General features: G+C 58.9%; 11 protein-coding genes and 4 pseudogenes. 6 read left to right on the top strand and 9 right to left on the bottom strand.

Annotated features, from left to right (window positions below; translation table 11 throughout):
• Window positions 1–337 precede the first annotated feature (337 nt).
• Together ATB98_RS01710 and ATB98_RS28590 are read right to left on the bottom strand one after the other, a co-directional pair.
• On the bottom strand, window positions 338–1,849 hold the full coding sequence (locus tag ATB98_RS01710) for a M10 family metallopeptidase (RefSeq protein ID WP_066868285.1): 1,512 nt from the start codon (window positions 1,847–1,849) through the stop codon (window positions 338–340).
• A 1,020-nt stretch (window positions 1,850–2,869) separates the two neighbouring features.
• Window positions 2,870–3,082, bottom strand: coding sequence for a hypothetical protein (locus ATB98_RS28590; RefSeq protein WP_167354043.1), 213 nt, complete (start codon window positions 3,080–3,082; stop codon window positions 2,870–2,872).
• On the opposite strand from ATB98_RS28590, the gene ATB98_RS01705 reads away from it, so the two are divergent.
• From ATB98_RS01705 to ATB98_RS29365, 4 genes and pseudogenes are all read left to right on the top strand, one after another.
• Entirely contained in the window at window positions 3,051–3,710 is a 660-nt protein-coding gene (locus ATB98_RS01705; protein WP_066868283.1) for a hypothetical protein, read from the top strand. The two genes, ATB98_RS28590 and ATB98_RS01705, sit on opposite strands and share 32 nt — an antisense overlap.
• Window positions 3,674–4,111, top strand: a complete 438-nt coding sequence (locus ATB98_RS28585) for a hypothetical protein (protein ID WP_153435912.1) — start codon at window positions 3,674–3,676, stop codon at window positions 4,109–4,111. Before ATB98_RS01705 ends, ATB98_RS28585 begins: the two co-directional genes overlap by 37 nt.
• Window position 4,112: 1 nt before the next feature.
• A complete protein-coding gene (locus tag ATB98_RS01700) occupies window positions 4,113–5,300 on the top strand; it encodes a hypothetical protein (protein ID WP_153435911.1) in 1,188 nt (395 codons plus the stop codon).
• A gap of 324 nt (window positions 5,301–5,624) precedes the next feature.
• Window positions 5,625–5,792 (top strand): annotated as a pseudogene (locus tag ATB98_RS29365) (IS3 family transposase); the annotation flags it as partial.
• 459 nt (window positions 5,793–6,251) lie between these two features.
• Here the strand turns inward: ATB98_RS29365 and ATB98_RS01695 are convergent.
• Window positions 6,252–6,521, bottom strand: a pseudogene (locus tag ATB98_RS01695) (glycoside hydrolase family 15 protein); the annotation flags it as partial.
• Between the two features lie 353 nt (window positions 6,522–6,874).
• On the opposite strand from ATB98_RS01695, the pseudogene ATB98_RS28575 reads away from it, so the two are divergent.
• Window positions 6,875–7,006: pseudogene (locus tag ATB98_RS28575) on the top strand (IS256 family transposase); the annotation flags it as partial.
• 369 nt (window positions 7,007–7,375) lie between these two features.
• On the opposite strand, the gene ATB98_RS27675 reads toward ATB98_RS28575, so the two are convergent.
• From ATB98_RS27675 to ATB98_RS01675, 5 genes are all read right to left on the bottom strand, one after another.
• Window positions 7,376–8,233, bottom strand: a complete 858-nt coding sequence (locus ATB98_RS27675) for a hypothetical protein (RefSeq protein ID WP_153435910.1) — start codon at window positions 8,231–8,233, stop codon at window positions 7,376–7,378.
• Between the two features lie 231 nt (window positions 8,234–8,464).
• Window positions 8,465–8,761, bottom strand: a complete 297-nt coding sequence (locus ATB98_RS01690) for a hypothetical protein (RefSeq protein ID WP_066868277.1) — start codon at window positions 8,759–8,761, stop codon at window positions 8,465–8,467.
• A 159-nt stretch (window positions 8,762–8,920) separates the two neighbouring features.
• Complete coding sequence (rpsU, locus tag ATB98_RS01685; RefSeq protein WP_026617658.1) at window positions 8,921–9,157, bottom strand: 30S ribosomal protein S21; 237 nt, start codon at window positions 9,155–9,157, stop codon at window positions 8,921–8,923.
• Between the two features lie 30 nt (window positions 9,158–9,187).
• On the bottom strand, window positions 9,188–9,469 hold the full coding sequence (locus ATB98_RS01680; protein ID WP_066868293.1) for a cold-shock protein: 282 nt from the start codon (window positions 9,467–9,469) through the stop codon (window positions 9,188–9,190).
• A 160-nt stretch (window positions 9,470–9,629) separates the two neighbouring features.
• The gene (locus tag ATB98_RS01675; RefSeq protein WP_066868276.1) at window positions 9,630–9,839 is read right to left on the bottom strand and encodes a cold-shock protein; all 210 of its coding nucleotides are present in this window, start codon (window positions 9,837–9,839) and stop codon (window positions 9,630–9,632) included.
• Between the two features lie 342 nt (window positions 9,840–10,181).
• On the opposite strand from ATB98_RS01675, the gene ATB98_RS30495 reads away from it, so the two are divergent.
• Window positions 10,182–10,457 (top strand): hypothetical protein, encoded by a 276-nt coding sequence (locus ATB98_RS30495; RefSeq protein ID WP_066868274.1) that lies wholly within the window; start codon window positions 10,182–10,184, stop codon window positions 10,455–10,457.
• Here ATB98_RS30495 and ATB98_RS28570 read toward each other — a convergent pair.
• A pseudogene (locus tag ATB98_RS28570) lies at window positions 10,441–10,548 on the bottom strand (RidA family protein); the annotation flags it as partial. The gene ATB98_RS30495 and the pseudogene ATB98_RS28570 sit on opposite strands and share 17 nt — an antisense overlap.
• Window positions 10,549–10,618: the final 70 nt, after the last annotated feature.

Below are 10,618 nucleotides of genomic sequence, written 5' to 3'. Positions count from 1 at the left end.
GAAAATTTGTTTGTTGTCTTGCTCATATCGGCTCCACTTTCTCAGAAGTTGGAGCCTCCGGCAAACCCGGCGCGGTTCAGTGCCAACTTGTGGGCAGCAATCATCCATCGGACAACTGACACGCTAATCGGTCGGAACAACGCGCCGACGAAGGCAACTTCCAACTCGCCGCGTCCCAAAAACACTGGCTTGATTGCGGGACACTAGGTCACGGGCTAAAGAGTCATTTAAAGCGGCCGAGCCGAAGCTCGTGATGTTCATGTCAGGGCATTAGGCGGCTCTGGCAATTCAGCGGTCGGCCCGGAGAGGCCGACCAGATTGAAAGGGCGTCGACCATCTACAGGATTAGATAGCCCTTTTGCAGGGTGACAGCGTCATCCAAATGGATGGCGAAGTCGGCGACCTTGTCGCCATTCACGTCGCCGTAGATGTAGGTGTCGGAAGTGTCGCGGACATAGCGAAGCTCACCCTTCTTGCCTCCGAAGGCGGCCGTGCCAACGAAGAGGAACGCCTGGTTGCCGGACGTGGCCGTGTCGGCGTCGATGGCAGAAAGGTCGACTCTGTCCGATTCCGAGGCGAGGAAGTCGTAGATCGTATCGCGGTCGGTCAAGACGGCGGTGCTGGATGAAAGCGTCTTGAACACGAAGGTGTCGGCTCCCGTTCCGCCGCTCAAGTGATCTGATCCCGCCTCACCTAGAATACGATCATTGCCTCCACCGCCACGGATCTTGTCATTGCCGAGCCCCCCGTATAGCGCGTCATTGCCGGTCTCGCCATTCAGTGTGTCGTTGCCGGCGTAACCCCAGAGCGTGTTGGCGGCCTGGTTACCGGTGATCGTGTCGCCGGCCGAGCCACCCATAATGTTTTCGATCAGCGAGCGCGTGTCGCCGTGATATTGCAGCGCATTGAAGATGTTGCCGGCCGCGAACCCATTGTTCGGGCCGCCGCCGAGGTAGGCGAGCTGATCGGCGCTGAAGGTCGAGGCCATGCCCGGCCTTAGGTCGACCCTGAGTGCGATGTTGTAAGATGAGAGGTCATAAGTATCGTTGCCGCCACCATCCCATATGGTGGCGAAAATGCGGTTAGCGCCGGGGGAGATGGCAACCGTGCCATTGACGAGCGTTGCGCCGCTATTCGGCGTCCATTTGTAGACCGTGTTGCCGCTGTTGGTCGTGAAGTCGGCGCCGTACATCTCCTGGAGCGCGGCGATGTCGGCCATCATGAAGGTCTGCGGCGCGCCGTACTGCTCGTAGTAATAGCCGCCGCCGGAGCCGACATAGCCGCTGTAGGTCATGATCGAATATTCGATCGAGTCGTATTGCGTGGGCAGGGCGGGGAAGCTACCCTCGGCTTCGTGGCCGTGCTTCAGGCCAAGCGCATGGCCGAGCTCATGCAGCATCGTGTGCCACGCGTAGTTGCCGGCGATCGGGTTGCGATAGTCGTCGACCGTGCCGGCATAGGCGGTGCCGAACCAGATGTCGCCGGCCTGGGGATAGGTGCCCGGCATATAGGCGTAGGCTGTGCTCGGAACGGTCGACTGCGCGAAACGGACGGTTGCGCTGCCGGTGCTTCCGGCGCTGAAGGTGGCATTGGTGAAGCCCTCGACGGAAAAGCCGTCATTGGCGGCTGAGCCGTAGGACTGCTCAATCGCGAAAAGAGCGGTGTTCCTCTGCGCCGTCGATATGGAGTTGAAACCGTTATCCTTCTCGTTGCCGTAGCTGTAGCTGCTGGTCGAGGTCGGGAAGGCGTAGGTGATGGTTCCGGCCCAGGCCGAACCATACAGCACACCGTCGATCAGGCTGTTGCCGGTCTTCGTCACAGTCTTGAGGGTTTTACCGGTGCCGCTCATGCGAAGTTCCCAATTGCGAAGTACGAGGCCATTGCCTCCGGTTCCAAAAAACACCGATCGTGCCGGCGACGATAGGATCCAATGCCTACTATTATCGCAACGCGTTTAGTAAGATTGGAGGGAGTCTTGCCGTCACAGATTTTCAGCGCTGTTTGCGTAAATGCTGGCACCGAGGTGTCAACCGGCGGCAGCATCCGGCGCGAGGCCAAGCGGGGTCGACATCCAGGAGCTCTAAATCACCAGGGGCTATCCGGAACCGTCTATTCACGTCAGACTCCGGCACAGCACTTCGGTCATCAACATATGCCGCCCGTGATATGAGTTTCAGACTGAATGCAGGCAACGTGCGGATGTCGAGGTCATCTTTTGCGCTTTTGGCGAGAGCCGACTGCCGTTTGGAAGTGCCGGGAAGTATGCCTTCAGGCGCGAAGAATAACCATTCGACCTGACGCACTAGGCAAGCCAAGCCAGATTCTGCAATCCGGACTAGGCCAATCGATCGAACCGCCGGCCCTCTTCACCACGGAAAACGACCCATGGCGAACACGATTGGGCCATTTCTCGATGTCAAAGCACTAATTCTCTCAGTTCGTCGGATCGAGATTATCAACTCCGTTAACCTGCTCATCCATTCCGTTATTTTTTGGTGTGGGAATCACTTGTAACCTTATTGAGTTGTGATCAAAGTCATCCTAGCGATCCTGCAATCAATGGTGGCAGGCGGCACTCTCCATACGCGTTCGCACGCTTTTCGTTTCTTCGATTTTCCTCCTTTCTTTCCTTTCCCCTCTCCAGGCCCAGACGACCGAGGTGCACGTCAATCCCGACGGCGCCAACGAGGCGGTGCGGCGCGTCGAGGCCGGCGAGTCGGAGGTCACCAACAATGGGGTCTTCACCTACAGCTATCCGATCGGTACCCCGGCTTTCCGCGGGCTCGAGCCGAAGCTCCACCTGAACTACAATTCTGGCCGGGCTGGCCAAGACGGTCAAGGACACCTACGGCAACACGGTCGCCTACGATCAAGCGCCGTTGAGCCAGGCGTCTCGACTGGTCTCTGTGCAGCACTTCGGTAGCGATTTCGTCCTCACGCCGATCAGCCGGCCGAAGCCGTCATAGTCGTAGGTCCAGTCGTTGCCTGTGCCGCTGGCGTTGATCGAGGTGATGCGGCCGGTCTTGGCGCGGCCATAGGAGCCGTTGTCGATGGTGACGACCCGTGCCGTCGCCGGGATCACGGGAGGTGGTGAAGCAGCCAGCGGCGCGTCGGAGCACCGCACCGTCAGCGAGGCCTATGCGCTGCACACGGCGACGCTGCCCTTTTCGGCGTTGAACACCGCGACGACGACGACGCGGACCGAGGGAACGGCCACGCGCACGCTGAAGACGACCCGCAGCTTCGACGCCTGGGGCAACATCACCGCCGAGATCAGCCACGGCCGCACCGACAAGGACGGCGACGAGGTCCTGGTGGCGACGGACTACACCGTCAATACTGCCGAGTACATCATGTCGCTGCCGCACCTGCAGCGGACCTATGCCGGCACCGATCTCACCGGCACCCTGCTGAAGCAGACGCAGTTCTTCTATGACGGCCAGGCCTATCGGACGGCGCCGAGCAACGGCAGCTTGACCACAAGGCGCGACGACACAACTACAAGCAGCTACCAGACCTCGACCTTTGACTATGATACCTACGGCAACCGGCTGGCGGCGACTGTGAGCGGCGACGAGACGACGAGCTGGAGCCGGCGCCGCCCCCGACGAATCCACTCGATCGGGACAACCCTAGCAACAGGCCGCCGCTGGACAAACCCGACTACACCAGCATGCTTTACAGCTCGTTCCAGACCAATCCCTACGTGATCCTCTACGGCGGCGCTGCGGGCGGCTCGGCCAATCTCTTAAACACGGTGACGACCGAGCAGGGCGGGCAGCTGAAGACGGTCTACCGGCCATCGACCGCCTATACAGTTCCTGCCCTACGTATTGCCGACGGTGGCGTCCCAATCGGCTGCGCCGCCAGCGTTGATCACTTGCGACACCCGGTTGGCGCGGTCGTAGCTGAACGAGCGCTTGCCATCCGACAAGAGGGTTGCCGTTGGCAGTGCCCGCGATTTCGGGTCGTGGACGTCAACTCCGATGGCGTCACGGAGATCATGAAGGGCAAGTTCGACACCTACACGGATGGATCTTACAACTATGTTCTCTTCCACAGCCCCGACCGGAACACGGAGTTCCGCCGGATTCGTCTTCAACGACGATGATATGCGGTCGGCAAACGTTGTTAACGGCCTGGCCGCTGGCCGCTTCGGCACGGACAAGACGCAGGCGCAATTGCTCGTGCACAGCAATGACAGTTACCTGGCCACGGTGCGGTGGCAGGCGGCCTTCACGAAGACCGGTGACAGCTTCTCCATCGACGTCAATGATTGCCTTGCTGCAGAGGAGGCATCGAATGCGGTTACAGATGCGCGCCTGAAGGTTCTTTGCGGTAGTCAATCGAGCTTTACGATCGACTCGGAGGGCGACGGCCGCGATGGATTGACTTCATACGGCAAGGGCATCGGCAACTTCCTCGGCGACGGACGTGCCCAGAAAGTCTGCTTCAGCAGTGACACGGTGAGGCTCGGCGTTAAGCAGAACGGCACCAGCCAGTGCCGCCGGTGCCCTAGACGGCCGCGGCCAGACGGCGACGACCGCTTCGGGGATGGCGATCAGCTGGGACTTGCGGTTATAGACCCATTTGCTGGTGCTGGTAGGAAGGCATTGAACCGGGAGACTGCGAACGAATCCCATGACAAACGAGACGGTAAAGAAAACAGAAACACGCAGTCGGACCGGAGCATGAGTAAATCTGTGGACCTATCGAATATCAGGAACCGAGCGCAGGGTATCGCAGAGGGTGAAGTAACGCCCGCCGAAGTCGAACTCGCAAGGGATGTTCTTAAGAGGCGAACCGGCCAGATTAGCGCAGCCCTTTACATCGTCGGTCTTTGCGGCGACGCGTCGGACGCGGAGCTCATCGAAAGCTATCTCCACGGTGCAGAGCGTGATGTTCACGGTGAAACGGCACTGAAAGCTCTTTGCCGATATCTTAATCTTGTCGACCGGTACCACTCGCTTGTGCGTCGATACATAATGGCGGATCGCGATCTGGACTGGATGAATAGCCGCATGGCTGCAATCCATCTTGCCGATTTGTACCTTGCCCGTTTCGAGGATGACGAGGTGGGGTGCAGGCTTGTCGACATTTTCGGTAATCTCGCACATCCGTTGCGGGCCTCAGCCCGCTCCGCGCTTGTCGATTTTCTGAACCTAAGGCATGTCCTGGCCGATCCATTCGGCCTGGACCTTGAAGAGTGGGACGAGGATGAGGAAATAATAGCGAGCGCCGCAGTGAAGCGTTTCAAATGCAAGAGACACGCATTTCCCGGAAAGCGCTCAGTTCATTAGGGGTAGTACGACGGCTTCGGCCGCTTTCTGGGGTACGCGCCAAGGCCGGCGATCCGGAGTAGGCCCTATTTGGAGGACTTCACCTAGTCCACAAACGACAACCTGAGGATCTGACGGGGAGCTTCGCTCACCTCGATCAACGCCAGCGGCACAGGCAACGACTGGACCTATGGCTACGACGGCTGCGGCCGCCTTCTCGGCATCACCCATGCCGGCGATCGGGAATCGGCCTATTCCGAAGACTTCAGCTACTACACCAACGACAACCTCCGCACCCGCACGCGGCTGACCGGCGGCTTCGTCTACCCGGCCGCCACCGCCGACCGGCCGCACTCATCGCTCGGATATCAGACCCCGGCCAACTATGCCGGGACCATCGCCGCAACCGGCTCCAACGCTGCGCAAGATGAAGGCTACGCGTTTCCGCCGGTTGCTCCCACCGCGCCAAATGGCGTATCGAAAACCGCCGGGGCTCTAATCGCCGCTGGATGAAAGTTCAGTGGCAGGTCACAACCCCGGACGGATTTGAGTTACAGGGTCAACCATTGGAAGATTTTGTGAGGCGCTGCGTAATTTCCCTTCTGAGAAAAGGCGCTGCTCCCGTGAAGCCAAGTGCTTCTCCAGATACATTTTGGGTGAAGCAACCCTACGAAGGCGATGCTGAGGAAGTAGCCTTGGAAATACTAGAGGAATGGCGGCGAGCGGGCGTTGATCCTGATCAGGACAGTTTGTGGTTCGCGCTGCTCAGCTAGCAGAGCCCCAAACGTGCACCGGCTCCGCTTCAACAAAATTGTGGAAAGCTTTGGCCCTCTCTAATACCGGAATCCTCGTGGCCGAGTCCCTCCTGTAAGAAATTAAAAGCAAAGGTTGAGGGATTCTAGGGTGCGCAGGGTTCGGTTCGTACTATGCATGGGGCTTGCCATGCTCGCCGGTTGCGCCGCGTAGAATGGCGACGCCGGGCGTGTTTGCTGGATAGGAGGGTGCGGCGAGGACGCAGCCCGGGACGGAAAAGACGCCGGGCGCGGTCGGATCCTCGATGACATAGCCATCGCTTGTGACGTTGCGCATCAGCAGAAGAGAAAAATAGCGCGCCAATGCCGCGAGATCGGTTTGCGCGAAGGCCGGCGCCGGTGTGACCGCAGGCCCATAAGCGCCGATGGACGAGCCCGTACGGGCCGGGTCCTCGGCTGTCAGTGGCTGACTCCGAAACGCAACTGTCATGGGCTGCCTCCAAAATCGGTTGAACTGGCCGGGATCGGCGCGCATCTCATCAGCAGGTAATCGCGCATGGCGGCATTCCGCGGCTGCCTGGAGCATTTTGCAGTCAGGTGGAATCACCTGACGTCGCATAAATGCAGCAGAAACAAACAGATAGGAGGGCACGAACGCATGTGAGCGCCTCCCGCTCTACATGACGGCTCGGGCTTGCCTTCTATTGTGGAAAGCTGAATCTTCTCGACCTAGGTCGAACACTCAGAGCGTATTAGCCAAGCACTGTTTCGTAGCGTGGGCAGAATACAACCTTTTGCGGCTTTTGCACAACCGTGAGTTTTTTGGGGATTCGCGCCTGCACAATCGCCGCGCGTTTTGCCCAGGACACGCCGGACGCCGCGAGGACCCAGTGGCGCAGCGTCGCCGACCAGATCAGGCCGAAAGTGCCGAAGCTCGCCCAACTTATGGACGCCGCCGAGGAAGACGTGCTCGCCTAGCCCGATTTTCTCACAGCGGCTCTGGTTTTGGATTGGCGCTGAGGTCTCGTGGCGCTCGCAGGCGAGGACGCGCTGCCGGTGCCGCGGTGCACGGCATTTATCGGGGCCGGTGATGTATCCTCTCCGACAACTCCCACAAGGCGGCCTACCTCAGATGCGTACGTTCCAAGTGCCGCAGCCGATTGTTCGGGTGCTCGCCCATGTTCAGGATCCACACGACGCAAAAATGGAACCCTATCAGCCCGCACGAATTTCGTAAGCCGCACCTTTTTGCATCTTGCCGCGAGATCGCGGTACGGGCCGAACGCGGGGGGCGAAAGCGTTCGCGCGTCGCCTAACCAACCCTGACGATCGACCGCCTCGAGATCAATCCAAAGTGCAGACTCCACTGCGCAACTCAAACGGACGATTGCACTCCCAGGCGTTACCGGAAGAATCCAGATGCGCGTTTTCAGGAAGCCTGATTTCCGAACACGTCGTTCCCTTCACTTCAAAGCCCCGATCGCATTTCCATTTCTGACCATAGGATGTATCCACGAAGTATGCATTTTTCGGAACCTGCACGGCGACGCAGGCTTGGTCCTTTTGTTCAAAACCGCGATCGCATTGCCATTCGTTCCCCCTGGTCGTCAGGTAAGCATGCTCGGGAACAGTCAACTCAACGCATTCACGTCCGACGATCCGGTACCCTCTTTCACAGTCCCACCCGTCATTGTAGGTCGAATCCGTCAAGTACGCATTGTCCGGTACCTTTACCAGCTCGCATCCGGTGTCGCTTTCGCGATATCCGCGCATGCATCGCCAGCGATTACCGAAGAAGGGATCAAGATAAGCGCCTGCCGGGACTAAAACGCTTACGCACCGGTCGCCCTCCTCAAGAAACCCGTAACGACATTCCCAGCCCTTGCCATACGACTTGTTCGTCAAGAAGGCGTGCTCGGGAGGCTCCACCGCCAGGCAGGATTCGCCCTGTCTTCGAAATCCCAAGTCGCATTCCCACCCAGACCCATAGGTGCTTGCCGTTGCGTTTGGAGGCACCGGAGGTTTGGTTTGGCCGAACGCGCATGGGCTGAACAAGAGTGCAGCACATAGCGACATGATCATCATGGGCGAAAGTGAAGGGCAAATTTGCCCGCTTTCGGCGCCGGCCCTTCCAAAGTTGCTCTGGAACAGGCTGGCGTACAAGCAGTGGTACAAGGAGTAGTACAAGGAGCGGAAAGACATCGCGCCCTCCTCTTGGTCGGGGCCAGGGCTCGCGTATGTCCCTTAAGCGGCAGCGCCCTTAGAAGTTGCGGCCGACAAAACACCATGGACCTCATCTCCCTGCATAGCAAGGAAACTCTCGGTCTCTGGGCCTAGGCCCTCAGTTAGCCACTGCGGAGGCTTCCGGGCCGGACGGGTGCCTGTGCCCCTCGAAGCTACGGGTGATCGGCCATCTTGGGCCGGCCCGAGCCCCTATTGCAGGCGGGGACGCGATTGTAGCTCCAGTGGGAGGCCTTGAATTGCGTAGCGCGACAGCGATGACCTGCATGATTGTCTGTGCTTGCCGGCTTTGCCCAATTGACACGCCAGCTTTGCCGCCAGCTCCGATCGGGAGCCAACACCGGACAGGAACAGCTTGGTTACAAGCAAAGCCGCCGTATTGAACAACCGCTGGTCCTCGACGAGGAGGTTAGCGTCATAACCCGCATCGTCTAAGACTGCTCGGATCATTTCCAGGTCGGATGGTGAGATGTTGTCGATGAAAGACATGCGACCGCCCTTTTGCTGGGGCCAGGGCTGCCGGCCCTCAGCAGTAGCGCCCGTGACATTTGCTACTGAAGGTTGGACCCTGCGCCTATGCCATGAAAATGGCAACTATCCCTGGGTTGCCGTGTGAAGGCCGACGACGAATGCATTCTGCCTCTGTAATCAGCGTGCGCGGGCGACTTTCTTGGGAGACGGTAACAGGCCTTCACGTTGAAGTTTCTTGCGCGCCAGCTTGCGGGTGCGGCGAACAGCTTCGGCCTTCTCGCGCACACGCTTTTCCGATGGCTTTTCGTAGGCGCTGCGCATCTTCATTTCGCGGAAGACACCTTCACGCTGCATCTTTTTCTTAAGAACCCGGAGGGCCTGATCGACGTTATTATCTCTAACGAGTACCTGCATAGAGTATCCTTTTCGTGCTAACGAGATCTATCATTTCCTGATCCGCAAAGGTTTCAGCCAAGACTTGCCGCCGGCCGCTGTCGCCGGGCTGCGTTCCGCGACCGGCAAGGCCGTGTCCGAAGAATCGATGTCGTGCTCGAAGATGCGACGTTCGAAGGTCTCTGTGGCGAACCGCACGCGATACTGCGCTTCCCCATGTTCAGCCGCGGGCAGGACACCCATGATGCGGCAGGTCCTATCGGCGGCCAATGTGCGCGAAAAGTCGGCCCTCAAGACAACCGTATCCCCGACACGGTAGGCGTTCCGGCTCATCGCCATCCCCTTCATTCGTTCGCTGCAATTTCCGAAAGCAAAAAAGGTCGGGCGTTAGCCCGACCTCGCGTGAGCGCCGCGCGTCAAGACGCGCCTGGGCGCTCTGTCATTCAAACACTCGCTGCCAGTACATCCGTGGTCAGCGGAGGCGAATGACGAATCATGCGGCCCGCAGATTGTCGGCCGCGTTCTTGCCGGACCTGTTGTCGCGGGCGATGTCGTAGGTAACCTTCTGGCCTTCGACGAGGGAGCGCAATCCGGCTCGTTCAACGGCGGAGACATGGACGAACACGTCCGTCGAGCCGTCGTCGGGCTGAATGAAGCCGAAGCCCTTGGTGCTGTTGAAAAACTTTACGGTACCCGAGCTCATGATGATTTCCTTCCAATTATGAAGATTAGAGGCGAGTATTCGCCCAATTTGATCGATATTTGAAAGGAAATCTGGCGGAGCGCGTCGGCGCGTAGACAAAGGTCACAAACAATGTTCGATGGACTATATATAGACGCCGCTTCGATATTTGCAATGGACAGGCGAAATTTAATTCCGCAGCGGATCTCTTCAATTGACGAACACAAAGGAATAATCTTCGAAAGATCACTGAATCGGGGTAGCGTCATTGAAACTCCAGCGTGCCGCCGCGGCAACGGCGCGGCAATGGTCGACATCGATTCCGTGCCAGGCGCCGGAAAAATCAGGCGCTGAGAAACCGGCTTGTCCGCCGGTTACGCCGCAATTCAATTTGCCGCAGCCTGCACGTCAGCCATCGTTCCCGCTGAAGCCATGTCGGCCGTCAGGGTCGCCACAGCAAATGCGGCAAAGGCTATGTTCATTTTCATAGTCATTCTCCCGGTTGGCGATGCGGCGGTGGCTATTTTTGCCTTTTCCACCGCATCGGTTGAGTACGCGAATGTGGTCTGCGCCGGCAGGTTGCCGGCGAGCTCAAGCGTCTTGCGCGACCTCGATGATCGCCTTCGACTGGCGCGTTGATTGGCAGTGCGGCGAAACCAACGGCCGAGCGGGCGTGCTTGCCCTTGCCGCCGAGCACTGAGACGAGCAGGTCCGAGGCCCCGTTTGCAATGATGGCGCAGGCGTTCTCATCTGAGCCTGTTGACAGAAGTTTGGTGTCGACATTAGATCGACGCACGGGC

This window comes from Sinorhizobium saheli, from assembly GCF_001651875.1.
Lineage (GTDB): Bacteria > Pseudomonadota > Alphaproteobacteria > Rhizobiales > Rhizobiaceae > Sinorhizobium > Sinorhizobium saheli.
Note: the sequence above shows the minus strand (reverse complement) of the source record. Positions and strands in the feature narration are given on the sequence as shown.

What these genes read in the sequence shown, in the direction of transcription:
- ATB98_RS01710 (WP_066868285.1), bottom strand. Translation starts at nt 1,849, where the DNA reads ATGAGCGGCACCGGTAAAACCCTCAAGACTGTGACGAAGACCGGCAAC.
- ATB98_RS01705 (WP_066868283.1), top strand. Translation starts at nt 3,051, where the DNA reads ATGGTGACGACCCGTGCCGTCGCCGGGATCACGGGAGGTGGTGAAGCA.
- ATB98_RS28585 (WP_153435912.1), top strand. Translation starts at nt 3,674, where the DNA reads ATGCTTTACAGCTCGTTCCAGACCAATCCCTACGTGATCCTCTACGGC.
- ATB98_RS01700 (WP_153435911.1), top strand. Translation starts at nt 4,113, where the DNA reads ATGCGGTCGGCAAACGTTGTTAACGGCCTGGCCGCTGGCCGCTTCGGC.
- ATB98_RS27675 (WP_153435910.1), bottom strand. Translation starts at nt 8,233, where the DNA reads ATGTCTTTCCGCTCCTTGTACTACTCCTTGTACCACTGCTTGTACGCC.
- ATB98_RS01690 (WP_066868277.1), bottom strand. Translation starts at nt 8,761, where the DNA reads ATGTCTTTCATCGACAACATCTCACCATCCGACCTGGAAATGATCCGA.
- rpsU (WP_026617658.1), bottom strand. Translation starts at nt 9,157, where the DNA reads ATGCAGGTACTCGTTAGAGATAATAACGTCGATCAGGCCCTCCGGGTT.
- ATB98_RS01680 (WP_066868293.1), bottom strand. Translation starts at nt 9,469, where the DNA reads ATGAGCCGGAACGCCTACCGTGTCGGGGATACGGTTGTCTTGAGGGCC.
- ATB98_RS01675 (WP_066868276.1), bottom strand. Translation starts at nt 9,839, where the DNA reads ATGAGCTCGGGTACCGTAAAGTTTTTCAACAGCACCAAGGGCTTCGGC.